Origin of the sequence: Flavobacterium adhaerens, assembly GCF_040045115.1 — a bacterium.
Classification (GTDB): Bacteria; Bacteroidota; Bacteroidia; order Flavobacteriales; family Flavobacteriaceae; genus Flavobacterium; species Flavobacterium adhaerens.
The window spans coordinates 63,283-87,195 of sequence record NZ_JBDLZX010000006.1 but is presented as its reverse complement, the minus strand read 5'-3'; the positions used below and the strand labels follow the sequence as shown (position 1 = coordinate 87,195).

The 23,913-nt window shown below is 32.8% G+C and carries 23 protein-coding genes, 1 tRNA gene and 1 pseudogene; 9 read left to right on the top strand and 16 right to left on the bottom strand.

Translation table 11 applies throughout. The features are described from left to right. Window positions 1-40 precede the first annotated feature (40 nt). The 4 genes from ABEB18_RS09895 to mce form a co-directional block, all read right to left on the bottom strand. Complete coding sequence (locus ABEB18_RS09895) at window positions 41-328, bottom strand: helix-turn-helix transcriptional regulator (RefSeq protein ID WP_348799143.1); 288 nt, start codon at window positions 326-328, stop codon at window positions 41-43. A 93-nt stretch (window positions 329-421) separates the two neighbouring features. Continuing rightward, the gene (locus ABEB18_RS09890) at window positions 422-1,150 is read right to left on the bottom strand and encodes a hypothetical protein (protein ID WP_348799142.1); all 729 of its coding nucleotides are present in this window, start codon (window positions 1,148-1,150) and stop codon (window positions 422-424) included. A gap of 163 nt (window positions 1,151-1,313) precedes the next feature. After that, window positions 1,314-1,387 (bottom strand) — tRNA-Ile (locus tag ABEB18_RS09885). Between the two features lie 126 nt (window positions 1,388-1,513). Beyond that, window positions 1,514-1,915 carry a methylmalonyl-CoA epimerase gene (gene mce / locus ABEB18_RS09880; RefSeq protein WP_348799141.1) on the bottom strand — a complete coding sequence of 134 codons (402 nt, stop codon included), beginning with the start codon at window positions 1,913-1,915 and terminating at the stop codon, window positions 1,514-1,516. 248 nt (window positions 1,916-2,163) lie between these two features. Between mce and rbfA the strand changes: the two genes are divergently transcribed. Both rbfA and ABEB18_RS09870 read left to right on the top strand, forming a co-directional pair. Next, the gene (gene rbfA, locus ABEB18_RS09875; protein ID WP_348799140.1) at window positions 2,164-2,556 is read left to right on the top strand and encodes a 30S ribosome-binding factor RbfA; all 393 of its coding nucleotides are present in this window, start codon (window positions 2,164-2,166) and stop codon (window positions 2,554-2,556) included. Window positions 2,557-2,559: 3 nt separating this feature from the next. Next, a complete protein-coding gene (locus ABEB18_RS09870) occupies window positions 2,560-3,759 on the top strand; it encodes an ABC transporter permease (protein WP_348799139.1) in 1,200 nt (399 codons plus the stop codon). 57 nt (window positions 3,760-3,816) lie between these two features. Here the strand turns inward: ABEB18_RS09870 and dusB are convergent, their stop codons facing one another. Continuing rightward, complete coding sequence (gene dusB / locus ABEB18_RS09865; protein WP_348799138.1) at window positions 3,817-4,809, bottom strand: tRNA dihydrouridine synthase DusB; 993 nt, start codon at window positions 4,807-4,809, stop codon at window positions 3,817-3,819. A 265-nt stretch (window positions 4,810-5,074) separates the two neighbouring features. Between dusB and lepA the strand changes: the two genes are divergently transcribed. The 5 genes and pseudogenes from lepA to ABEB18_RS09840 all read left to right on the top strand — a co-directional run bounded on the left by lepA (window position 5,075) and on the right by ABEB18_RS09840 (window position 9,918). Beyond that, window positions 5,075-6,871, top strand: coding sequence for a translation elongation factor 4 (gene lepA / locus ABEB18_RS09860; RefSeq protein ID WP_348799137.1), 1,797 nt, complete (start codon window positions 5,075-5,077; stop codon window positions 6,869-6,871). A 99-nt stretch (window positions 6,872-6,970) separates the two neighbouring features. Then, window positions 6,971-8,353, top strand: a complete 1,383-nt coding sequence (locus ABEB18_RS09855) for a hypothetical protein (protein ID WP_348799136.1) — start codon at window positions 6,971-6,973, stop codon at window positions 8,351-8,353. A gap of 27 nt (window positions 8,354-8,380) precedes the next feature. Further along, the gene (locus ABEB18_RS09850) at window positions 8,381-8,602 is read left to right on the top strand and encodes an addiction module protein (protein WP_348799135.1); all 222 of its coding nucleotides are present in this window, start codon (window positions 8,381-8,383) and stop codon (window positions 8,600-8,602) included. Window positions 8,603-8,605: 3 nt separating this feature from the next. Beyond that, the gene (locus ABEB18_RS09845; protein ID WP_348799134.1) at window positions 8,606-8,911 is read left to right on the top strand and encodes a type II toxin-antitoxin system RelE/ParE family toxin; all 306 of its coding nucleotides are present in this window, start codon (window positions 8,606-8,608) and stop codon (window positions 8,909-8,911) included. 47 nt (window positions 8,912-8,958) lie between these two features. After that, window positions 8,959-9,918: pseudogene (locus ABEB18_RS09840) on the top strand (helix-turn-helix transcriptional regulator). 40 nt (window positions 9,919-9,958) lie between these two features. Here ABEB18_RS09840 and ABEB18_RS09835 read toward each other — a convergent pair. Together ABEB18_RS09835 and ABEB18_RS09830 are read right to left on the bottom strand one after the other, a co-directional pair. Further along, on the bottom strand, window positions 9,959-10,441 hold the full coding sequence (locus tag ABEB18_RS09835; protein ID WP_348799133.1) for a DinB family protein: 483 nt from the start codon (window positions 10,439-10,441) through the stop codon (window positions 9,959-9,961). 88 nt (window positions 10,442-10,529) lie between these two features. Then, window positions 10,530-11,462, bottom strand: a complete 933-nt coding sequence (locus ABEB18_RS09830; protein WP_348799132.1) for a 1-phosphofructokinase family hexose kinase — start codon at window positions 11,460-11,462, stop codon at window positions 10,530-10,532. 148 nt (window positions 11,463-11,610) lie between these two features. On the opposite strand from ABEB18_RS09830, the gene thiL reads away from it, so the two are divergent. Then, window positions 11,611-12,657, top strand: coding sequence for a thiamine-phosphate kinase (gene thiL / locus ABEB18_RS09825; protein ID WP_348799131.1), 1,047 nt, complete (start codon window positions 11,611-11,613; stop codon window positions 12,655-12,657). A 65-nt stretch (window positions 12,658-12,722) separates the two neighbouring features. Here the strand turns inward: thiL and ABEB18_RS09820 are convergent, their stop codons facing one another. From ABEB18_RS09820 to ABEB18_RS09800, 5 genes are all read right to left on the bottom strand, one after another. Then, a complete protein-coding gene (locus tag ABEB18_RS09820; protein ID WP_348799130.1) occupies window positions 12,723-13,418 on the bottom strand; it encodes a response regulator in 696 nt (231 codons plus the stop codon). Window positions 13,419-13,434: 16 nt separating this feature from the next. After that, entirely contained in the window at window positions 13,435-15,429 is a 1,995-nt protein-coding gene (locus ABEB18_RS09815; protein WP_348799129.1) for a tetratricopeptide repeat-containing sensor histidine kinase, read from the bottom strand. A 160-nt stretch (window positions 15,430-15,589) separates the two neighbouring features. Then, the gene (locus ABEB18_RS09810) at window positions 15,590-15,841 is read right to left on the bottom strand and encodes a hypothetical protein (protein ID WP_348799128.1); all 252 of its coding nucleotides are present in this window, start codon (window positions 15,839-15,841) and stop codon (window positions 15,590-15,592) included. 174 nt (window positions 15,842-16,015) lie between these two features. Beyond that, entirely contained in the window at window positions 16,016-16,822 is an 807-nt protein-coding gene (locus ABEB18_RS09805; protein ID WP_348799127.1) for a LytR/AlgR family response regulator transcription factor, read from the bottom strand. Window positions 16,823-17,118: 296 nt separating this feature from the next. After that, window positions 17,119-18,660, bottom strand: coding sequence for a glycine--tRNA ligase (locus ABEB18_RS09800; RefSeq protein WP_348799126.1), 1,542 nt, complete (start codon window positions 18,658-18,660; stop codon window positions 17,119-17,121). A gap of 96 nt (window positions 18,661-18,756) precedes the next feature. Between ABEB18_RS09800 and ABEB18_RS09795 the strand changes: the two genes are divergently transcribed. Continuing rightward, on the top strand, window positions 18,757-19,440 hold the full coding sequence (locus tag ABEB18_RS09795; RefSeq protein ID WP_348799125.1) for a ComF family protein: 684 nt from the start codon (window positions 18,757-18,759) through the stop codon (window positions 19,438-19,440). Between the two features lie 164 nt (window positions 19,441-19,604). Here ABEB18_RS09795 and ABEB18_RS09790 read toward each other — a convergent pair whose 3' ends face one another. The 4 genes from ABEB18_RS09790 to ABEB18_RS09775 are packed head-to-tail and all read right to left on the bottom strand — an operon-like array spanning window position 19,605 to window position 23,780. Beyond that, on the bottom strand, window positions 19,605-21,866 hold the full coding sequence (locus tag ABEB18_RS09790; protein WP_348799124.1) for a hypothetical protein: 2,262 nt from the start codon (window positions 21,864-21,866) through the stop codon (window positions 19,605-19,607). Further along, entirely contained in the window at window positions 21,826-22,830 is a 1,005-nt protein-coding gene (locus ABEB18_RS09785) for a hypothetical protein (protein ID WP_348799123.1), read from the bottom strand. Before ABEB18_RS09785 ends, ABEB18_RS09790 begins: the two co-directional genes overlap by 41 nt. An 18-nt stretch (window positions 22,831-22,848) precedes the next feature. Next, window positions 22,849-23,019 (bottom strand): hypothetical protein, encoded by a 171-nt coding sequence (locus ABEB18_RS09780; protein ID WP_348799122.1) that lies wholly within the window; start codon window positions 23,017-23,019, stop codon window positions 22,849-22,851. A gap of 2 nt (window positions 23,020-23,021) precedes the next feature. After that, window positions 23,022-23,780 (bottom strand): enoyl-CoA hydratase/isomerase family protein, encoded by a 759-nt coding sequence (locus ABEB18_RS09775; RefSeq protein WP_348799121.1) that lies wholly within the window; start codon window positions 23,778-23,780, stop codon window positions 23,022-23,024. Between the last annotated feature and the right edge of the window lie 133 nt (window positions 23,781-23,913).

Genomic DNA, 23,913 nt, shown 5'->3' with positions numbered 1-23,913 from the left:
ATAAAAAAATTCTAAGCGTTCAAAAGTGGATTTTGAACGCTTATTTTTTTAATTGCTTGGAAAATTTAGACAAAACTTCCTCGTCAGAATAGACTTTATGCTCCCTAATCCATTCAACTATCTCAACACGATCGAAGAATAAAGCCCCATTCGTCGGTTTGTTATGAGGAATTAACTTCTTCGCCGATAATTTATGGATAGTACTGTCTGAAAAGCCTGTATAGGCCATCAAATCCTTAATAGTAAAGATTTCTTTTTGAAATTGATTACCCTTGGTAATCATCATTTTAATTTCATTTAACTGTTCAATAATTTTTTGTGGGCTCATAATTATATGTTTTAGAATTATGAGGCTAAACTACTGGAATGAAACTGGATGAAACGTGGAGTTGCGACTTAGTCACATAATAATTCGGAGAATTCACATTATTTGAACACTTTCGTACACTTTTCTTTGATTAGGGGAGGTAGATAATCTCGTTTTATCTGATAATGATTTTTCATTTACAGGAAAATATTTTCCGGCTTTTTTATATAGAATTAGAGAAGCAATTCTTTTTTTAATAATTACATTATTTGAATCTATTTTTAGTAAAAAGGGAATTATAAATTCATTAATAAAACCGTGAGTTTCATTAGCATTAATTTCTAGTTTAAAAAGAGAATTGTCTTTAGATTTTTTTAGGCAATTAGCTAACAAAATTTGAAAATCATTTAATGATGTGTCATCATTAAATAGTTCAATTTTTCTAAATTCGATATAATAACGATTAATGACTTCCTTATTTAAGTCTATTAAATCTTTAATTTTTTTCTCAGAAATACTTTTTGAAGACCTTGATGAATTTTTGAACTGAGATAAATTACTATTTGATTTTTCTCTATTATATCGATTAAAAATATTATCACCCCTTAAAAAATATACAGATGATACAGTAAGTAAAAATGTAAAAATAACTGCTAAGCAAAGAATTATGGAATTAAATACAATAAAACTACCATTACTTATTTGAACAATATTCAATATTGCAACTGAAAAAGTTAATAAAGGAGCTACAATTAAAGAGATTTTTTTAGATCTAAATAAAGAATTTAACCTTTCAAATTGTCTATGAAGAAAGAAAAAAAATGTTTCAATTCTACCCGCCATAATAATTGTAATTTTTACTGAATAGTAAAAATACTAAAAAATAACGCTAATTGAAACAGAATGAAATGTTTACTATCTTTGCTGTTCAGCAATTTGTTGTACTAATGTTGTACTGATAGAAACAAAAAAGCCTCTACATTTCTGTAAAGGCTTGATTTTAAAGTGGTCCCACCTGGGCTCGAACCAGGGACCACCTGATTATGAGTCAGGTGCTCTAACCAGCTGAGCTATAGGACCGGTTAAGAGTGTGCAATATTACTACATTTTTTTTATTGGCACAAGTGTTTTTTATTCATTTTTTGGAATAATTAAATTGCTTTTCTTTTTGTTTTTTAAAAACAGCTGATTATGAATAGAATACTTTTATTTTATTTCTTGACATAATTCAATTAGGACACCATTGGTTTCTTTTGGGTGTAAAAAAATGACTAATTTATTGTCGGCTCCCTTTTTTGGAGTCTCGCTTAGAGGTGTAAATCCTTCATGTTTGAGTCGGTTTATTTCTGAATAGATGTCTTCGACGTCAAATGCGATGTGGTGAATGCCTTCTCCTTTTTTTGCAATGAATTTGGCTATCGGACTCTCGGGACTTGTTGCTTCTAGAAGTTCTATTTTGTTTGGTCCATTGATAAAGAAGGAGGTTTTTACACCTTCGCTTTGTACTTCTTCTTGTTTGTAAGTGGTAGTGTTTAAGAGTTTTTGGAATAAAACACAGGATGTTTCTAGGCTTTTTACTGCGATTCCGATATGTTCTATTTTTTTCATTTTGAGATTGTTTTTTAATTGTTTCAAAAAAAACAATTGTTTGTTTTTAGCCCCGATTGTAACGGAAATCCTCTTGTACTGGGGTTCAGTACAAGAGATTGTAGCGAAAAGCGGGAACCCATGTCTGCTAAAATGCCACAATTATTCGCTTCTTGCAATTTGACTTTAAAGCTTAAAACAAATATAAAAAACTTTAGGAGTTTGTTAGTTTGTAAGGCTGTCTTTCAAAAAAATAGTACTTTTGCAACATGGAAACAAATAGACAGAAAAAAATAGGCGGTGTTCTCCAAAAAGATTTGGTGGATATTCTGCAAGGTGAAGTGAGAAAAAACGGAATTACAAATTTGATAATTTCGGTATCCAAAGTTTCGGTGACTACAGATTTGTCTGTAGCAACGGTGTATTTAAGTATTTTTCCTCAAGAGAAAGCAGCGGAAACATTAGAAGGAATTAAGGCCAATTCGACTTTGATCAAACATGATTTGTCTCAGCGAGTGCGTATGCAATTGCGTAAAGTTCCTAATTTGGTTTTCTTTATTGATGATTCTTTGGATTATATTGAGAAGATTGATAATGCGTTGAAAAATCAAGAAAATCCAATTGAGAATAGAGATCTTTTGGAAAAACGTAGATTTCAATAAAATTTGAATTTCCCTTTTTACATAGCCAAGAGATATATTTTTAGCAAAAGTTCCAATAATGCTATCAATATCATTAATCGTATTGCCAGTATGGGTGTTATTGTAGGATCGATGGCGTTGTTTGTAGTGTTATCGGTTTTTTCGGGATTGAAAGATTTTAGTCTTTCTTTTACCAATGACATAGATCCAGATTTAAAGGTGAGTAGTACGCTTGGCAAATCTTTTTTGGTTGCTCCTAATCAGGAAAAAGAGATTGCTTCGATTGCTGGAATTGCTTCTTTTTCTAAAGTTATTGAAGAGCGAGTTTTGTTTACTTTTAATGGGAAACAAGAGGTTACTTATCTAAAAGGTGTTGATGCTACTTTTAATACGGTTACTCATTTTGACAAAAAGGTATATAACGGACAATGGCTAAAACCAAACACATATCAGGTTGTAGTAGGATATGGTACTGCTCATAAATTTTCGATGGGTTTGTTGGATTACAAAAATGCTTTTGAAGTTTTTGTGCCCAAACCTGGTAAAGGAACTATTGAGACTCCAAGTGAAGCTTTTAATTCTACTGATGTTTTTCCTGTTGGTATTTACGCTATCAGTGAAGATCTAGATTCAAAATATGTTTTTGCTGATTTGGGGTTGACACAGGAATTGTTAGAATACAAAACCAATCAGATTTCTAGTATTGAGATAAAATTGAAGCAAGATGCTGATGAGAGTGAGGTTATTAAGGGACTACAAACCATTTTTAAAAACAAAATAACGATAAAAAACAAAGAACAACTCAATGAGTCTTTGTACAAAATGCTGAATACCGAAAATATAGCGGTGTATTTAATTTTTACATTGGTAATTGTTGTGGCGCTTTTTAATCTAATCGGTGCACTTATTATGATGATTTTGGATAAAAAAGGGAATTTAAAAACGCTTTTTAATCTTGGTACCGAAATCAGGGATTTGCGTAATATTTTCTTGTTGCAGGGTGTTTTGTTGAGCTTTTTTGGAGGTGTTATTGGATTGTTGTTGGGAGTGATAATTGTATTGTTGCAACAGCAATACCAATTAATTATGATTACTGCTACGTTGGCATATCCTGTAATTTTTTCTCTAGAAAATGTTCTAATAGTCTTAGCTACAATTAGTACACTAGGTTTTGTAGCGTCTTTGATAGCGAGTAGCCGAGTGAGTAAAAAGTTGTTGGATTAGGAAAGTATTTCTGTAGTATAGATGCACAGCGCATCTATACTGGATATTTTTTTGAATTTAAACCACCTGATAATCTAAATACGCTTCTTTTATTTCGTCTAAATGAGCAAATATTTCTTCGGGTTTATCGAGTGTAACGAGCTTTTGTCTAAAGGTTTTAAACGAATGAATTCCTTTGAAATAATTGGTGTAATGAGGACGAGTTTCAACAATCCCGAGGCGCTCTCCTTTCCATTGCATGGCCCAAGTCAAGTGATTGCGAACCGCTTCAACTCTATCTGCAACGCTAGGTTTTGCCAGATGCTCACCTGTTTTGAAGTAATGTTTAATTTCGTCAAAAATCCAAGGATAACCAATGGCGGCACGACCAATCATAATGCCGTCGATACCGTATTCGTTTTTGTAATGCAAAGCTTTTTCAGGTGAATCTATATCTCCATTTCCGAAAATAGGAATTTTTATTCTAGGATTATTTTTTACACGGGCAATATGTGACCAGTCAGAATGGCCCTTGTACATCTGAGCTCGGGTTCTGGCATGAATGCTCAATGCGGCAATACCTACATCTTGCAAACGCTCGGCAACTTCGTCTATGTTTATCGAGTTGTCGTCCCAACCCAAACGGGTTTTTACTGTAACTGGCAAATGTGTGCTATCGATAACCGCTTTGGTCAAGCGTACCATCAGGTCAACATCTTTCAAAACACCAGCTCCAGCACCTTTGCAAACTACCTTTTTTACAGGGCAACCGAAGTTGATATCAATCAAATCAGGATTTACGGTAGAAACAATTTTAGAAGACAATCCCATAGCTTCTTCGTCTCCGCCAAATATCTGGATTCCTACGGGTCTTTCATAATCGAAAATGTCGAGTTTCATTCGGCTTTTGATAGCGTCACGAATCAAACCTTCGGAAGAAATAAATTCGGAATACATCAAGTCGGCACCATGTTGTTTGCACAATCTACGGAATGGCGGATCGCTCACATCTTCCATCGGTGCTAGTAATAGTGGGAAATCCGGTAATTCTATGTTGCCTATCTTGATCATCTGCCTAATTTTTTTGCAAAATTACTGTTTTTAAGTCAAACGATAAAACCAGAATGAGGAAAGACTTAATTATTACCCTTTTAGATTCTAAATTATAAGCTTTGAAGCTATCAAATTTAGCGTATATTTGCAGATTAATTGTCGTATTGACGAGTTTGCGTGAGGGATAGAAGTGAAAATCCTCCCGATTTTTTTATCGGGAGATTGTAGCGAATAGCCCGACGGCTTTTTCTGCCGGCACGCCCAAACACACTTTATTTTATTTATGAAACATATTAGGAATTTTTGCATTATTGCTCATATTGACCACGGGAAAAGTACCTTGGCTGATCGTTTATTAGGAGCTACTCAAACGGTTACGGCACGTGAGGAAAAAGCGCAGTTGTTGGACAACATGGATTTGGAGCGCGAACGTGGGATTACCATTAAGAGTCACGCCATTCAGATGGAATACAAATACAAAGGCGAGGATTATATTCTGAACTTGATTGATACTCCTGGACACGTGGATTTTTCGTATGAAGTTTCTCGTTCGATTGCTGCATGTGAAGGCGCTTTGTTGATTGTAGATGCTGCACAAAGCATTCAGGCGCAAACAATTTCTAACTTGTATTTGGCTCTTGAGAATGATTTAGAAATTATTCCAGTTTTGAATAAAGTAGATTTACCATCAGCAAATCCTGAGGAAGTTAGTGACGATATTATCGATTTGCTTGGGTGTAAATTGGAAGATATTATTCATGCTTCTGGAAAAACCGGTTTTGGTGTAGAGAATATTCTGGCAGCGATTATCGAAAAAATTCCAGCTCCGAAAGGGGAAAAAGAAGAACCTTTGCAAGCTTTGATTTTTGATTCGCATTACAATCCGTTCCGCGGAATTGAGGTAATTTTTAGAGTTGTAAACGGTGAAATCAAAAAAGGGCAAAAAATTAAATTCATGGCTACCGGCAATGAATATTTTGCCGATGAAGTGGGAACTTTAAAATTAAATCAGGTTCCTAAAAATGTGATTTCTACTGGAGATGTTGGGTATTTGATTTCTGGAATTAAAGAAGCCAAAGAGGTAAAAGTGGGTGATACCATAACCGATGCCAAAACGCCAACTCAGAATATGATTACTGGTTTTGAGGATGTAAAACCAATGGTATTTGCGGGAATATATCCTGTAGATACAGAGGATTTTGAAGACTTACGTGCTTCGATGGAAAAACTACAACTGAATGATGCTTCGTTAGTGTTTTCAGCAGAAAGCTCAGCGGCATTAGGTTTTGGTTTCCGTTGCGGATTCTTAGGAATGCTACACATGGAAATTATTCAGGAGCGTTTGGAGCGTGAGTTTAATATGACTGTAATTACAACTGTTCCGAACGTTTCGTATTTGGCTTACACTAAAAAAGAACCAGATACTCCAATTATTGTAAACAACCCGAGTGACTTGCCTGAGGCTACAAAATTAGATCGAGTAGAAGAACCTTATATCAAAGCTACTATTATTACCAAAGCTGATTTTGTGGGTAATGTTATGAGTTTGTGTATTGAAAAACGTGGACAAATTACCAATCAAACCTATTTAACAACAGAACGTGTTGAATTGAATTTTGATATGCCATTGGCGGAAATTGTATTCGATTTTTATGACAGATTGAAAACGGTTTCTAAAGGTTATGCTTCGTTTGATTATTCTCCAATTGGAATGAGAGAGTCAAAATTGGTCAAAATGGATATTTTATTAAATGCCAATCAATTGGATGCGCTTTCAGCCTTAATTCACGCAGATAATGCTTATACTATTGGGAAGAAAATGTGTGAAAAATTGAGAGAATTAATTCCACGTCAACAATTTGAAATTCCGATTCAAGCTTCAATTGGAGCTAAAATCATTGCTCGTGAAACCATCAAAGCACTTCGTAAAGACGTTACTGCTAAATGTTACGGAGGAGATATTTCGCGTAAGCGTAAGTTGTTGGAAAAACAGAAAAAAGGTAAAAAACGTATGCGTCAAGTAGGAAATGTTGAAATTCCACAAGAGGCGTTTATGGCGGTATTGAAGTTGAATGACTAACTTGGGTATTAAGATTTAAGTACAAAGTATTAAGATAGAAACCTGATAATGAAAATTGTCAGGTTTTTTTGTTTAAGTTTGAAAGGATAAAATTTAGATATGGAAATTGTTAATGATATTGATTTTCAAATTTACAATGGAAGATTTGATTTTGAAGATGCAATAATCAATATTCACTGTTTGAGATTTTTTAGTGCTCATACAATTGAAAAAACGAATCAATTAAAATTCATTAATTGTACTTTTAATGGAACAATTGAAATTCAGGATATAAAGAAACCATCTTTTAAACTCTCATTTAATGAATGCGTCTTCAATGAAGACATCACAATAAATGATATTGAATTTGATTATATTTTCTTTATTGATTCAAAAAAAATAAAAAACATTCATATTGACGGAATATTTAATAGATTAAGATTTAACAATAAAGGCATCCCTTTAAATGGAGATATTGCAATATGGGCTAAAATTCAAAAAGAATTGAATTTAGATAATATCTTTATAGAAAAAGGTCAGTTAGATTTAAATATAAATAGTTTTGATAATTTAGAAAATAAAAACTTTAGTTCGACATTTAAAAATGCAAAAATATATGAGGGGTCATTTGTAAACTCCCATTTTGGAGAATATGCAAATTTCAAAAATCTAAAAATTTTCCATAAATTAATATTTGAAGATTGCAAATTTGTTAAATCAAATTTTGAATTTAGTGACTTTAAGTCCACCTCATTTAATAACTGCAAATTTTACAGCACTACATTAATAGAGAATTCCCAACAATTAAATTATGCTGAATTAAAATTTATAGCTTGTAGATTTGAAAAATATGTCTTATTTGATAATTCTATATTTAAAAGTTTTGAGATTTCTCATAGTGTTTTTCAAAAAAAAGTATCTTTTGATTCTTTTGAAACAAATATGATGAAGCTACATCAAGTAACGTTTGCAGAAGCTGCCTATTTTGATGATTTGAATAAAAACAATAATGATGTTATTGAAAATTGGGATCGAAAAACTTTAAGAGCAATAAAAAGAGAACTCGTAAATACTCATAATCAAATAGACTATTTGCGTTTTAAGGCATATGAATTAATTGCGTATAAAAAAGAAGTAAATCAAAATAAATTAAATTGGAAAGATTTATTAATTCTACATTTTAATGAAGATTCTAATTATTTCGGGTTAGATTGGACTAAAGGAATTAGATTTATTTTTCAATGGAGTTTTATTTTTTATGTACTCTATATTATTTCTTATTCTGCACGTATTGATGATTCGAACTGTATTCCTAAGATTGAAGATTTTTTAACAAATTATCTAAAATTCACAAACCCCTTATCTTTTCTAGATACACCTTTAGTAAATTCAGAAGATTATTTTCTTCCTCTATTATTTACAAGTATGAGTAAAATATTTGTTTCATACGGAATTTACCAAACCATTCAAGCATTTAGGAAATTTGGAGTAAACGGAGGATAAAATCATTTTTTCACTAACTTTGTTACTATGGAAACTATTAAATTAAATATCGATTTGAGTGTTAATCAGTTGATTGAGGCCGTAAAGCAACTATCGCCCAAAGACCGATTGAAAGTTAATGATGCGATTTGGAATGATAATATGGAAATTCCTGTTGAACATCAAGAAATTGTTTTAGACCGAATGGCAAAAGCAAAAGCTAATCCTGAAAGACTTTTGGACTGGGATGAAGTTTCTAAAACTTTATAACTTTTGGGTTATCATTTAAAAATAGATGTTGATGCTTTGGGCGACATTCAAGAAACTTTTGAATGGTATGAAATGCAATTGAAAGGATTGGGTTTACGTTATAAAAATCAAACCAAAAGACAAATCAATTCTTTAAAAAAAGACCCTCATTTGTTTTCGATAAAATACAATGAAATTCGGTGTAGGAAAATAGAAGAATTCCTTTTTCTCATTCATTACACAATTAATGAAGAACTAAAAACAATAACCGTTTTTGCCGTTTTTCATACTTCTAGAAATCCAGAAATTTGGAAAAGAAACAATAAGTAAATATTATTCAGTTTTCTATTTTTGAAATGTATCTAAGTAACTAAAAAATGCCAGACGAAACCCCAAAACGATTTGACCGCATTGTGGCTATTTTGATCCAATTGCAATCTAAGAAAATTGTAAAAGCTCAGGAACTAGCTAATCGCTTTGAGGTGAGTTTACGTACTATTTATCGTGATATTCGAACTCTAGAAGCTTCGGGAGTTCCAATTTATAGCGAAGCGGGTGTAGGTTATGCTTTAATGGAAGGGTATCGTCTTCCTCCAGTAATGTTTACTCGTGAAGAAGCCAGTAGTTTTATTGCAGCCGAAAAGCTCATGCAAAAATTTACTGATGAAACATTAGGTAAGCATTATGCTTCGGCTATGTATAAACTAAAAGCGGTTCTTAAAAGTGATGATAAGGATTGGGTTTCGAGCATTGAATCGAATATTTTTATGTAATCCTCAGAAAAGCTTTTTAATGATAAAGCTCCAAATACTTTGGCAGTTCTTTTTGAAAGTATTGCCGAAAAAACACAAGTGATTCTTTCTTACGAAGCTTTCAATTCAGATGAAATTATTGAGAGAAAAATAGAACCCGTTGGTGTTTTTCATGACAATAATAATTGGTACGTTTTGGGATATTGCCATTTGCGAAGGGATTACAGGCAATTCAGGGCAGACAGAATTCACGGAATTGAAAAAACAGTAATTCCATTCTCATTAGAACATAATCCATTGGAAACGTATTTAGAAAAAAACAAAACGGTTGCAACGACCAAAATCCGTATCCTTGTGGAGAAAAAGATAGTTAAATATCTTGCATTCGAACGAAAGTACCACGGCTTTGTTTCGGAACAAGAAATTGATGATAAAATTGAAATGACTTTTATGTCTTGTGATACTTTGGAAGGATTTTCACGTTGGTATATGATGTTTGGCGATTATGCCACCATATTAGAACCTGAAAGATTGAAAGTGAAAGTTATTGAATTACTCGAACTAAACCGACAACGACTTTTGTAAAAAAGCTCCTAAAATAAAACTTTAGGAGCTTTTTGTAGTTTTATCTCTCCCAGAAAAATGGAGGTGTAATTCCCAGAGCTCTTAAATATACATATCCTTGACCCCGGTGGTGAACTTCATTGTCAATAAAATATAGTATATTTTGAATAATAGGGAATTCGTATTGCCCAAATAAATTGAAGTTTTCATTAAAATCCTCGATTGATAATTGTTTCCAATATTCATTAATTTGTTCAGTTGCTTCGTCCCATTTTTCAAGATATTGCGCTTTGGAAATTAATTTTTCTTCTCCTTCTTCATTATATGGCTGAATATCTCTGTTTACAATTCCTTTTAGAGCTGGAACTGCAATAGCCAAAAGTTCGTCAACCAATTTTGAAAATGGACGCATGCCTCCAATAGAGAATTCAAAGAAATCTTTTTCAGGAAATAACTCAATCACACGGCGTGTCAAGGCGCGGTGTCCTTGCCAGTGTTTCAATAAATCTTCTGGAGTGATAACTTGTGTTGCTAGTGTTTTCATAATTTCAAAGTTTAATTTTTAATACTTCAAAATTATATAGGGTTGGTGACAACAGTTTGTCAGTAGCTTTTTTATTTTTTTTAAAAAATTATTTATTCTTCAACCAATCAAACAACCGTTGAGCATCCGAACCTTTAAATAATTGAGTTCCTTCGTTCATGGTTGCAGCTGATCCGCAGGCAACTCCCCAGCGAATAACTTCTTTCAGGCTTTTGTTTTGCGAAAGTGCCCAAACCATGCCGCCGACCATGCTATCGCCAGCGCCCACAGTACTTTTTTTGACGACGTTGGGTGCGGGAACAAATTCATAAAAATCTTTGGTCACTAAAACCGCTCCTTGTGGACCAAGAGACACCACCACGATTTCGGCTCCGCCTTTGGCAATGATTTGTTTAGCGGCTTCGTTGACTTCTTCCATTTCCAAGCGTTCTACACCTATTAATTTTGCCAATTCTCCCACATTGGGCTTTATAAGATAGGCACCAATTTCGAGTACTTTTTCTAAAGCTTCTCCTGAAGTATCTACTATTAATTTTGCACCAGTTTGTTTGGCAATTTTGGCAATTTTTTGATAAAAATCAGAAGATAAACCTTCGTTCAAGCTTCCACTGGCCACTAAAAATTTTGATTTAGAATTGGTAACCACATCGAGTACAGATTGTACTTCGTTGGTGTCTATTTCGCCTCCTGTAAAACCAAATCGGTATTGTGAATTGGTATTGGTATCGACCGCAACAAAGCTTTCCCTAGTCCAGGTTTTAATGGGAATTGCGTGAAACGGAATGGTTTCTTTATTTATTAATTCCTCTAACAATTTTCCAGTTGGTCCACCAGAAGTAAAAATTGCATAGGAAGTACCGCCCAAACGAGTTATGGCTTTGGATACATTGATACCTCCACCTCCTGCATCATATCGGGGTTCTTCACATCTAATTTTTTGTTCGGCAACTAATCCTTTGAAACGAGTGCTTTTGTCTATTGCTGGATTTACGGTCAATGTGATAATATCGTATGAGTTCATTTTGTGTTGTTTAGAATACTAAAGATGCAAAAAAAACCTCAAAAATCACTTCATCTAAGGCGAATATTTCTTTGTATATTTGCAATCTCAAAAAAATGTAAAATCAATAATATTGAATGAGGTGATTGCTTCATTCTTCTCAATAATCATGATTGAAGATAAGAATCCACAACGTACAAGTATAGCTCAATTGGGCGAATTTGGCTTAATTGATCATTTGACCAAAAATTTTGAAATCACACAAAGTTCTACTTTAAAAGGAATTGGAGATGATGCAGCTGTATTGGATTTTAAGAATAAAAAAGTTGTTGTCTCAACCGATTTACTAATTGAAGGGGTGCATTTTGATTTGGCTTATGCCCCATTGAAACATTTAGGTTACAAAGCTGTAGTTGTTAATGTTTCTGATATTTGTGCTATGAATGCCAGACCAACTCAAGTCACAGTTTCTATTGCTGTATCGAATCGTTTTCCGCTGGAAGCTTTAGATGAGTTGTATGATGGTATTGCTCTGGCTGCAAAAGAGTATAAAGTTGATGTGATTGGAGGTGATACAACTTCTTCTCAAAAAGGATTAATTATTAGTATTACGGCACTCGGAGAAGCTGATGAAGATGAAATTGTTTATCGTAATGGCGCCAAAGAAAATGACTTATTGGTTGTTACAGGTGATATTGGTGCAGCGTATATGGGATTGCAAGTTTTGGAAAGAGAGAAACAAGTTTTTCAAGTAAATCCTAATTCGCAACCAGATTTAGATGCATATACTTATTTGATTGAAAGACAATTAAAGCCAGAAGCTCGTAAGGATGTTCGAACTTTGTTGCATGCTTTAGAGATAAAGCCAACTGCTATGATTGATATTTCAGATGGGTTGTCGTCTGAAATTATGCATTTGTGCAAACAGTCTGGAGTAGGGTGTAATTTGTATGAAGATAAATTGCCGATTGATCCTCAGTTTATCTCAACTTGTGAAGAGTTTAATATTGATAGTACTACTGTTGCAATTAATGGCGGAGAGGATTATGAATTGCTTTTTACCATTGCAATGGAAGATTTTGATAAAATAAAAGGAAATCCTAATTTTTCTATTATTGGACACATGACACAAGAAAGTGAAGGAGTGCATTTGGTTACGCGTGCTAATACCAAAATTGCGCTTAAGGCAAGAGGATGGGATGCTATAAGTGAATAAGTAATGACCATTATACAAAAAAACGATACCTAGCAGAGTATCGTTTTTTTGTTTTGGTGTATTGATTAAAAAATAAGGCCTCTATTTTTGGCTTCTTTAATTAAATCGATATCGTTTCCATCACTAATTTTAAAAAGTTCTTTGAGGTTGTTTTTTCGAGACTCAATGGCGTGTAACGAAATAGGAATGTATTGCGTAATGTCTTTGGTTTTGGTTCCTTTCGAAATGTGAAACAAAATCAATTTATCAAATTGATCGATTCCCTCTATGTCATTATTGTTTTGATTGGCCATTTTAATAACAGAATGACTGTAATAGATTTCGCCTTTGAGTATAATATCAAAACCAAAAATTAGTTCGTCAAAAGTTAAATCATTTTTGATGACCAATCCTGAGGGATTTATAGTATCGATGATGTTTTTTATTTTGAGCAATTCGGTGTACATGGTTAGCAAAACAATTTTGCAATTAGGCATATATTGCATGAGTAATAATGCCAAATCTTCACCAGATTGAATGCCTTTTTCTTCATAAATTGGCATACTAATGTCTAAAAAAGCGACATCAATAGGTTTAGTTTCTGGATTTGTGATGATTTCATAACCAGTTTTACAGTCTTTTCCTTGTATAAAGGTGTATTCGAATTCCTCTGGTTTATAACGGATAATCGCATTTTTGTAACCGTCTATTATGAAGGGATGGTCATCTACAATTAAAATATTTTTATTGACCAATTGTTTTGTATTTGCATTAACTCCCATTGTATTTCGGTTTTTTTTAGATTTGTTGGACTGGGATTACTACCACTATAGAAGTGCCTTCATCTTTATTAGATTTTATTTCGAGAGTTCCTTCACATTCAATGGTTCTTACTTTTATGTTCTGGAGGCCAATTCCTTTTTTGGCTCGATTAACATTGAAACCAATACCATCATCGGTTATTTTTAATATTAAATTATTTTGTTGTTTTTTAAATTCGACTTTTATTTTTGTTGCATTTGCATATTTGTTGCAATTTTGAAGCGCTTCTTGTAATATTCGGTATAAATTAATTTTTATAGTATTATCAATAGCATCCCATTTTATTGCAGGATCAACATAAGCCAGTAATTTTGTGGCAAATGTTTTCTTTTGTTCTTCGAATAAATTTGTTACTATAGCTACGAAGTTATTAATTAATTCTGATTTTTCTCTATTCAAGTTATGTGATATTTCACGAATATCTTGTTCAATATTTTTTAATTCGACCAAATAATTCAGTCTCATTTCTATTCCCGAATCATCTTTTATTTTGTTTAAACTATCAAGGTTTATTCGCACACCAAACATTCTGCCTAATACTCCATCGTGTAATTCTCTTGCTACTCTTTTCTTTTCTTTGATATTGTTTATTTCTATAGTATTTTGTTGGTTGATCAAGAGGTCATAAATTTCGGCATTGGCTTGCTGTTGTTGTTGTTTAAACAGTAATTCTTGTTGTTTTATTTTTTGTATTTTGATGGTGTAAAGCAATACGGCAAGAAGCATAAAAAAACCGAAAATCACCAAAAGTTTTTTGTTTTGATCTTCGAGATAAGTGTTTTCTATTTTAATTTCATTGGTTTCAAATTCAATTCGAGAGAATTTTTCTCCCATTTTTCGTTCGGCTTTTTGAAGAGTTTCATTAATTTGAATGTACTCTTTGGTATAAGCTGCATTGTTTTTGGGATCTACAATTGCTATTTGTTTGAGTGATTCTAATATGCTTCTTAAACGTTTGGTTCTACGTGATAAATTAAGGGCTTGTTTGGCATATTGTATGGCTCTCAAAGTATCTTTTTTAGACGCATAAAATTCTGATAAATGGGTTTTATTTATGATAATACCAGAAGTGATATGAAGGCTATCACGAATTTTAAGGGCTTTATAAAATTGATTCGGGAGTTCGGTATTGTCATTAAGTTTAAACTTAGCATATGCCAAATTGTCTAATAACATTGCATATAATGAAGGTTTGTTTTCAAATAAATTTTTTTGGGACAATCCTTCTTCAAAATAGTTTTTGGCTTGCTGGTAATTTTTTAAATTTAAATAAACAAATCCCATATTGTTTAATGAAGTGGCTTTGAATTGAAAATCTTCAGGTTGGGAGGTTTCATTTAAGCTGTTCAGTGCTTTGTTGTGAAATTCTAATGCTTTATCATATTCTTCACGTTCATTATAAAGAATTCCCAAAAGATTGTAAGCTTCATATAATAAATCATCTGCTTTGGTGTTTTTGATGTTTCTCAATGCTTTAAAAACAGCTATTTCGCTGTTAAAGTATTCATTTTCGGTAAATTGTAAATTGGCTTTGTTGATTTGTGTTTTTGCCAAGTTGTAATTATCTCCAAGATGTTGGTATAATTTTTCGGCTTTAAAATAGCAATAAAAAGCACTGTCAGGAACTGCTGTTGCTAAATAATAGTCTCCAAGATACGTATAAGCTTTGGCAATGTGAGTTGTGTCTAGACTGTTTTCAGAACGTTCTAAAATAAGTTTAGAAGTTAGGTAATAATCTTTCCAATCGTTCATATTATAATAACGATTAGCTATCTTAAATAAATTGACTTTATTAATAGAATCATCCTCTTGGTTGATAATTATATCAAAAGCTTTTTTGTTGTATTTCTGTTTGTATTCTTTCGGGAGGTGAATGTCATTGGCTAGTGCTAGATATGATGCTAGACTATCTCTAGAAGATGTATTGGTGTTTGATTTTTTTTTATTGGTACAGCCAATGAGAAGAATCAAAAAAAAAAATAATATGTAGAAAAATTTTTTCAACAGTATGTTTTGATTTACTCAAAAATACTAAAAGTTTTAATAAAAAAAACACCTGCGAAAACGTTTTTGCAAGTGCTTTTTTTATTTAATATAAAAGGAGTGCTTTTTTTAAAAAAGTTTATTGATGTTAATCAACTTTTCTATTTCCACCTGAAGATTGTCCTCCGTCAATATCAACGATTAAGTTTGTTTTAGTGTTAAAAGTAGAGCCGTTATAATCAACTTTTCTATTTCCACCTGAAGATTGTCCTCCGTCAATATCGATTGATGTAGTTTCAGGATTGATAGCTATTGAAGTTGTTGTTGTTTTAGATGATGCAAATGAAGTTGATGCTAATACTAATGTAAATAATCCGATTGTTAAGCTTACTTTTTTCATGATTTCTGAGGTTTTATATTGTTGTTTTTTTTTACTTAATTTATTCCGTTTGTGCTGGAATTCTTTTGTAAAACTAGACAGTAGGCCTCAATAAACAATTAAAAAATAGCTGTTTATGGTCGTTGGTATTCGTTTGGTAGTGAATGCATAGCAATCTCGAGCAAATGACTAACTTTAAGTTTCGATGTAATTTTCATTAGCAAATTCACCTATTATAAAATCAATATTTGTTTTATAAGATTTAGAAAATGGTAGTTTTATTGTTGTTTTTTTTATGTAACACAATGAGTTTCCAGTGTGTATTCTAGAAATATAATTTCGGTTTACAATATAACTGTTGTGTATTCGAACAAAGGGGTTTGTTAAAACCGATTCAAAATGTTTAAGTGTTTTGAAAGCCGTAATCATTTCGCCGCTTTTCAAATGAATGTCCGTTGAGTTATTGTCTGCCTGAAAGTAACATATTTCATCCGAATCAATATAACGATGATCTCCGTAAGATTTAACGCATAAAATGAACGATTTTTTGGGGTTTTTAGACTCACTTTCTAGACTTTGTTTTTCTTTAAGACTAGAACTTTGTACTAACAAAACTTCGTCTTCAGTACTGGTCTTATTTAGTTTATGAATCAATTTCACAAAGTCAATGACTAATATTGGTTTTAGCAAATAATCAATGACTTCATACTTAATACAGTCGAAAGCAAAATCTTTTTTCTTGGTTGTAATGACAATTTTGGGTAACTCTTTCAAATACATCAATAAGCCATTGATAAGTTGTAACGAAAGATTACTGTTTTTATCCGTTGGGTCTATTTCTAAAAAAACCAGTTTGGGCAAGTGTTTTAAAATTAAATTTACACCATCAGCATAGTTGTCTGCAGAGGCGAGATAATTTAATTCCGAAAACTCGTCGGCTATCGTTTTTGTTCTTGATGCGCTTTCAGGATCATCGTCTATGATTATATATGTATAGTTCATTTTTTTGGGACTTAAATTAGGATTGCTCTAGGGAAAACGATTTTCTAACTATTTGATAAAATGTATATTTAATGCAAAAAGTAAGTATTCTTTTACGAAATATTAAATAAATTAACTTAATTAGTAATTTTTTCACTAAGATACATTAAAAATAGTAATTATTTTTGTTTCGTTTGTTGTTTGAAAATCACCATTTTGTATTTATATGGTGAATTTGATTAGAGCTATTTGTTTTCAAAAAAAAAAATGCTTCTCAACAGAGAAGCATTTTTAGCGTATAATTTAAGATGCGTGTCTTACATTTTCATCAACCAGTTTTTCATAGAAACTTCATTCTCTATGATAGATTTCAAATCGGTTATTGCAACTCGGTCTTGTTTCATGGTATCTCTATGACGAATCGTTACCGTTTGGTCTTCGATAGTTTGATGATCTACTGTGATACAAAAAGGGGTTCCTAAGGCATCTTGTCTTCTATAACGTCTTCCAACAGCGTCTTTTTCATCGTAAGAAACATTGAAATCCCATTTTAAATCTTCGATAATTTTTCTTGAAATTTCAGGTAAACCATCTTTTTTAACCAATGGTAAAACGGCTGCTTTTGTTGGAGCCAAAACGGCTGGTAATTTTAGAACTGTTCTTGTAGAACCGTCTTCCAGGGTTTCTTCTTGTAAAGAAGTGGCAAAAACCGCCAAGAACATTCTGTCTAATCCAACCGAAGTTTCTACTACATAAGGCACATAGTTTTCATTCAGTTCTGGATCAAAATATTGTAATTTTCTACCAGAATATTGTTCGTGAGCTTTTAAATCAAAGTCAGTTCTAGAGTGAATTCCTTCTAATTCTTTGAATCCAAAAGGGAAGTTAAATTCGATATCGGCAGCAGCATTGGCATAATGCGCTAATTTTTCGTGATCGTGGTAGCGATAATTTTCTTTACCTAAACCAAGTGATAAATGCCATTTCAAACGCGTTTCTTTCCAATGCTCGTACCATTGCATTTCTTCTCCTGGACGTACAAAAAACTGCATTTCCATTTGTTCGAATTCACGCATACGGAAAATAAACTGTCTAGCAACGATTTCGTTTCTAAATGCTTTTCCTGTTTGAGCAATCCCAAAAGGAACTTTCATTCTTCCTGATTTTTGAACATTCAAGAAGTTTACAAAAATACCTTGTGCTGTTTCAGGACGTAAATATAAATCCATTGCATTTTCAGCAGAAGCTCCCAGTTTTGTTCCGAACATTAAGTTGAATTGTTTCACATCTGTCCAGTTTTTAGAACCAGTTTCAGGATCAGCAATTTCCAATTCTTCGATCAAAGCTTTTACATCATCAAGATCTCCAGCTCCTAAAGAACGTCCTAGACGCTCTCTGATTTCTTTTTCTTTGGCTAAATATTCAATTACACGAGCATTTGTTGTTACAAATTCTTGTTCGTTGAATGCATCACCAAAACGAGCTTTTGCTTTGTCAATTTCTTTTTGTGCTTTTTGGTGAATTTTTTCAGCATAGTCTTCCACCAAAACATCGGCTCTGTAACGCTTTTTGGAATCTTTGTTATCAATCAGTGGGTCGTTGAAAGCATCTACGTGCCCTGATGCTTTCCAAGTTGTTGGGTGCATCAATATAGCCGCATCTAGTCCAACGATGTTTTCGTTCATTTGAACCATCGATTTCCACCAATATTCGCGTATGTTCTTTTTTAATTCTACTCCGTTTTGTGCATAATCATATACTGCACTTAAACCATCGTACACTTCGCTTGACGGAAAAATAAATCCGTACTCTTTTGCATGCGAAACGACATTCTTAAATAAATCTTCTTGTTTTGCCATAGTGTTGCAAAAATATAAAAAGAGAATTTAATTAAAAGAAAAAAATGAAGTTTACAATGAGGGTTTTAGTATTTTTATAGATAAATCAAAAAAAATATGTTTAATTCCTTGATTAATCTCTTTTTTCCAAAAGTTTGTTCGGGTTGTCATGCCATTTTGATGACCAACGAGAAGGTTGTGTGTACAATTTGCCGGCACGAATTACCAGTGACGAATCATTATTTAAATCCCGAAAATGAGGCCTTTAAAAAGTTTTATGGGCGTATTCCTGTGGTACATGCTTCGGCATTTTTGTATTTTCATAAAAAAGGAATGGTTCAAGAAATGATTCACAATCTCAAATACAAAGGGCACGAAGAAATAGGAACTTTTATAGGGGATTGGTATGCAAGTTATTTGAAAGATTGTGAGGATTTGAAAGATATTGATGCCATTATTCCTGTTCCTATACATAAAAAAAGATTAAAAGAAAGAGGTTACAATCAGGTTGCAAATTTTGGAAAGGCACTGTCCGAGAATTTAAAAATTCCATTGAAGGATACTATTTTGCAACGAAAAGTATATTCTAAGACCCAATCCAAAAAAAATCTTTTGGGAAGAACTGAAGGAATTGAAACTGTTTTTGATGTTTCGTTTACCGAAGATGATTCCAATAAACATTACTTGCTCATTGACGATGTACTAACTACTGGCGCCACTCTTGAAGCTTGTTCTAAAGAGTTGTTGAAGATCCCAGGAGCTAGAATCAGCATTGTTTGTATGGCCATGGCGCATTCGTGAATTGAATTTATTAATAGGTTAAGGAATCTTGGTTTTGCGTGAGGGATAATAGGAAGCTACCGAAGTAGCCCGGATAGCCCGACCCTGTTGAGGAAAGTGGCGTGTAAGCGGTATTGTATGTAGGCCACTTTTCTCAACAGGGGCACGCCCAAATGAATTTAGTATTATTTACGAACGTAGGTTCTAAAATAACCGCATTCGTTGATGATTTCTTTGTAATATTTGGTTTTCGAATAGTTGGCTTTTAGGTTTTTGAAGCCTGACCAAGGCATGAAATTGGTTTGATCATCCTGTATGTCCCAAGCCGATAAATGCTGCGAATAGTATTTTTTGTTGTAATACTCATTGCGCTCACATTTGGCAATCAGGTATTGTGTTTTGGCTTTTTGTTCGTTGTTTTTGGTTGCGGCAAATGCTTTTTGATAATAGCTTTTGGCAACAGTGCAATTGGTGATCATTTCGCGGATGGGGTCTCTGAAAAAGTCGGGTGTCGAACCTTGTCCTGCAATGTTTCCTTCATAAAACAAACGGCCGTTCCCAAAATGAGTGATGTTATAAAACGCATTCCCTAGCAAAAGACTGTTGTTGTAAACATCATTTTGAGTGGTTAGATTTTCTTGCATTTTTTGGATGATGGTTAGAAAATCGATCATACTGTATTTTTTTTTCTGAACGGCTACGTGATCGCAATCGTGACAATCTTTGATGGTACCCAAGAATGGATTTCCGTAGAAAACGGTATTTTGAAGTTCTTCAGATTGTTTTAGAAAAGCTATGGCTTCGGTGATTTTGTTTTGATAAGCAGCTTTTACACCTTGAAAATAGTTGATGTCTTTTAGTTTTATACTATAAATGGATGCCCCTATTTTTTCGATTTGTGATTTGTTTTCTTTGGTCAAAAAGGTTTTTATATCCAAAAGCTGCTTTTCATCATCATAAAAACTTGAATCATGATTAAATATTTCTGCCATAACAGCATTTTTTTGGCTTCTATACAATGACGCTAAATAATTTTGGCTCCAAGAAGTTGTGTATTCGTATCTGAAATTTTCAATAGATTTTTTGGGTAATTCAAAGTATAACCAATTCAAATCGGCTATGATTGTTTTTTCGTTTTCAGGATTCAATTGATCTATTTTGCTTAGGTTGTTTACAAATCGCAATAATCTAATTTGATTGATTGCCAAAGGTGTTTTGGGCATTTTGCTTTGAGCTTCATCCAAATTTTTATCGGCTTGTTTGAAATTTCCGTTTAGTGTTTCTAGATAACCAGCAGCTGCATTCCATAAATAGGGATGTGAGGTTTTGTTGGATTGAGCAATTTTGGTGACCAAGCCAATGGTTGATTTACTGATGCTGTCTTTGGTTCTTTTTTTGTTCTCAAGAACAGTACTATTCTTAAACGATTTATCGATTTTATTTTCTTGATTGTTGATTAATCGAGTCAGTAAATAATCGATATGCTCGCTTTTGGGTTGCAGTTTGTAAATTTCGGCAATTGCCTTTTCTTCGTCATTATAATAGCCTTGTATGGCCCAAAGTGCTGCTTTTTCTTCGTCGGTTTTGGCCAAAGCTAGAGATTGTTTCCAGTCTTTTTCTTCTTGTGGATGAAAACTATAAGCCGATACCACTCTTAATGTAGGGCATTTGTCAAATACTTTACTGTATAGAAAGTTAGATTTGGCGTAATTTTTTTGATTGTATTCAACACCTGCCACATACGATAATGCTCTGTAATATAAGGTGTTTTTTGAGGCCGATTTTTCGGTTTGATTAAAGAAAGTGATAGTGTTTGAGGGATTATCACTATAAAAATTGGCTTTGATACTCAGGAACCAATACCTGTTTTTCAGGAAAGTATCTTTGGTTTCAGTGTATTTTTGTTCCAATGATTTAATCCATTTAAGATCTGTTAAAGTTTCTTTTTTTATGGTTTCATCATAAGTCCAAGAGTCAAATTTTTGTGTAGAATAAGTTTCGATAATTTGAGCATCATTAAGGAATAACAGAAAGTCTTTTACTTTATTATCTTCTAATTTTATTTTAGAATTCCACTTTTCTGACACCTTATTCGGTTTTCCTTTTTTATAGAAAAGATATAAATCCGAAACATCAGCACTACTGGAATCGGTTAAGAAAAATTTCAAATCTTTTTCGTTTATTTTTCCTTCCAAATAACCGTTCCAATCTTTGATGTTTTCATCGTTAAATCTAGAAACATGTTCGGTATCGTACCCTATACCATAAAACATATCTGTAGATAAGAAAAGGGGAGAATAGGATTTGCTGACAAAGGTTTCTGGTGTAAAGTTTGAATCAAATAACCAATCCCAACCACCATCAGCACAGGCCTGAATGGTGCCGTATATTAAAAATATAAATGCACTAAAAGCAATCAATAACTTTTTTAAAAATGTCTTTTTCATAATTTCTTATATTGAATTCATCTAAATCGTAAAAAATAATTTCTTTTGGATTTTGATTTATGTTGTTTTCTAAATCATTTGCCATTTCGAGCAAATCATTTTGAGATATGGATTCTAATTTTAACCAATCATTTTTTTTGTAAAAAACACCGTTCTTGTAAGTAGAATTTTTCACAAGAAACGAATTCTTTTTTGTAAGAACAAAACTACTGTTGTTTTTTATTTGACTGATGTCAATTTTATTTCTTAGTCCGATAACTTTACCATCTCTAATGTGAATTCCCCAGGAATAAATTGGGACAGCAATATTTATATCTAACGGATATTTTTGTAAGCTGGCTAAATAACGATTGGCAATGTTTCGATCGTATATCGAATTTAGTGAATCGGGAGCAATTTTCCCCATATTATAATACATCAAAACACCTTGATCTACATTTGGAATGAAAGTTTTTTTGAAATATTTGATTTGATGCAGCCGTATAGTAGCTGACAGTTTTCGAGCTGAATTTTTTTTGAAAGTTTCAATAAATCTCATATAAGTATCTCTACTTTCAAGAGTCCAATCACAGTCTATTTGAATTTCTCGAATTTGAATTTGGTTTTTTAAATTGATTTGGTTTATATAATCATTTGTCTTTTGAGCCAAGTCGGTTATGTCGAGTTTCTTGTTTAACATCACTTCGTTTTTGATGTACACAACCGGTATAATTTCTATATTTTTAGGCGTTACTTCAAATCGTATAGGAGTTCTAGGAAAAGGCAGTTGTGTTTTCTGATTGAAGTCGATATCAAAGTAGCGAATGTAAAGTTTCTTAACTTGATTCTCTTTTAGATAATTTTCTTCTGTCGCCGAAAGTGCAAAGATGGTTTTCCAATAATAAAAAGAAATGCTTGGTTTTTCTTGTTGATTACAGGCGAAGAACAGACATAAGCCAATTCCCAAAAGGATTATTTTTTTCAAAAGGGAAATGTTTTTAAATTATTCTTTTCGATTTTTAGAACGATAATACATCCAATATGCCAAAATAGCGAGTACTACAAAAGGGAGATAGGAGCCAATAAGTACACCTATTTCATAGCTTTGATTGGGAGCATTTTTAATTTTTTCTTCGATATTTACTTTCTGAAGTAACGGTATAAAAAGTATCATTATTATTTAATTAAAGCATTTTTGGTAAAATTGGATAGCACTAAAGTTCCAGAAATTGCGGCTCTTTCTTTTAAGAGTTTGTCCCAGTGAGAAGTTCCTTCCCAAAATATTTTTTTTATTTCTTCTAACCCTTCAGGATTGTAACTGGCTATTTTTTTAGAAAAAGTAACTACCACTGCGTCCAACTCTTCTGATTTTTCAACAACTTTAGCATACAAACCTTTTTGGGTAGCCCATTCGGCTGTTTTCCATTCGTGTGCCGCAAGCGTTATTTCAGACATGGCTATTGTCCCAATTTTTCGACTAACAGCAGGTTCAATGACAAAAGGACCAATTCCGATAGCCAATTCCGATAGTTTAATAGCGCTTTCAGTAGTAGCAATAGCGTAATCACAGGCAGCAATTAGTCCAACTCCACCCCCAACAGCTTTGCCATGGATGCGTCCAATGATTATTTTTTTGCAAGTCCTCATAGCATTTATCAGGTTAGCAAATCCTGTAAAAAAACGAGTGCCCTCTTCGATGGTACTAATTGCCAGTAACTCATCAAAAGAAGCGCCTGCACAAAAAGCGCCTGTACCCTCACTTTTCAAAACAATTACCGAAATCTCTTGGTTGTCGCTCAAATACATAATTTCATTGGTCAAACGATCCAATAATACTCTCGGGAAAGAATTGCTAGCAGGATGTCCAAACTGAACTGTGGCTATTTTATTTTCGATAGAGGTTAAAAGAGTTCCGTTTTTATCAGGTGTTGACATAAAGACTATTTTTAGGTAAAGTTAAAAAAGTAATAGCAGCAAATTATTATTTTTTTGATTTTGAAGAATTGTCTTTTTTAAACTTGTAATTTCCAATAAATAAAAGTTATATTTGCCCCAACATGGGAATTAG

What these genes read in the sequence shown, in the direction of transcription:
- ABEB18_RS09835 (WP_348799133.1), bottom strand. Translation starts at nt 10,441, where the DNA reads ATGAAAACACTAGCAACACAAGTTATCACTCCAGAAGATTTATTGAAA.
- ABEB18_RS09810 (WP_348799128.1), bottom strand. Translation starts at nt 15,841, where the DNA reads ATGAAAAAAGTAAGCTTAACAATCGGATTATTTACATTAGTATTAGCA.
- mce (WP_348799141.1), bottom strand. Translation starts at nt 1,915, where the DNA reads ATGAAAAAAATAGAACATATCGGAATCGCAGTAAAAAGCCTAGAAACA.
- ABEB18_RS09780 (WP_348799122.1), bottom strand. Translation starts at nt 23,019, where the DNA reads ATGATACTTTTTATACCGTTACTTCAGAAAGTAAATATCGAAGAAAAA.
- ABEB18_RS09895 (WP_348799143.1), bottom strand. Translation starts at nt 328, where the DNA reads ATGAGCCCACAAAAAATTATTGAACAGTTAAATGAAATTAAAATGATG.
- lepA (WP_348799137.1), top strand. Translation starts at nt 5,075, where the DNA reads ATGAAACATATTAGGAATTTTTGCATTATTGCTCATATTGACCACGGG.
- ABEB18_RS09790 (WP_348799124.1), bottom strand. Translation starts at nt 21,866, where the DNA reads ATGAAAAAGACATTTTTAAAAAAGTTATTGATTGCTTTTAGTGCATTT.
- ABEB18_RS09775 (WP_348799121.1), bottom strand. Translation starts at nt 23,780, where the DNA reads ATGTCAACACCTGATAAAAACGGAACTCTTTTAACCTCTATCGAAAAT.
- ABEB18_RS09890 (WP_348799142.1), bottom strand. Translation starts at nt 1,150, where the DNA reads ATGGCGGGTAGAATTGAAACATTTTTTTTCTTTCTTCATAGACAATTT.
- ABEB18_RS09820 (WP_348799130.1), bottom strand. Translation starts at nt 13,418, where the DNA reads ATGGGAGTTAATGCAAATACAAAACAATTGGTCAATAAAAATATTTTA.
- ABEB18_RS09830 (WP_348799132.1), bottom strand. Translation starts at nt 11,462, where the DNA reads ATGAACTCATACGATATTATCACATTGACCGTAAATCCAGCAATAGAC.
- ABEB18_RS09855 (WP_348799136.1), top strand. Translation starts at nt 6,971, where the DNA reads ATGGAAATTGTTAATGATATTGATTTTCAAATTTACAATGGAAGATTT.
- rbfA (WP_348799140.1), top strand. Translation starts at nt 2,164, where the DNA reads ATGGAAACAAATAGACAGAAAAAAATAGGCGGTGTTCTCCAAAAAGAT.
- ABEB18_RS09805 (WP_348799127.1), bottom strand. Translation starts at nt 16,822, where the DNA reads ATGAACTATACATATATAATCATAGACGATGATCCTGAAAGCGCATCA.
- ABEB18_RS09795 (WP_348799125.1), top strand. Translation starts at nt 18,757, where the DNA reads ATGTTTAATTCCTTGATTAATCTCTTTTTTCCAAAAGTTTGTTCGGGT.
- ABEB18_RS09850 (WP_348799135.1), top strand. Translation starts at nt 8,381, where the DNA reads ATGGAAACTATTAAATTAAATATCGATTTGAGTGTTAATCAGTTGATT.
- dusB (WP_348799138.1), bottom strand. Translation starts at nt 4,809, where the DNA reads ATGATCAAGATAGGCAACATAGAATTACCGGATTTCCCACTATTACTA.
- thiL (WP_348799131.1), top strand. Translation starts at nt 11,611, where the DNA reads ATGATTGAAGATAAGAATCCACAACGTACAAGTATAGCTCAATTGGGC.
- ABEB18_RS09800 (WP_348799126.1), bottom strand. Translation starts at nt 18,660, where the DNA reads ATGGCAAAACAAGAAGATTTATTTAAGAATGTCGTTTCGCATGCAAAA.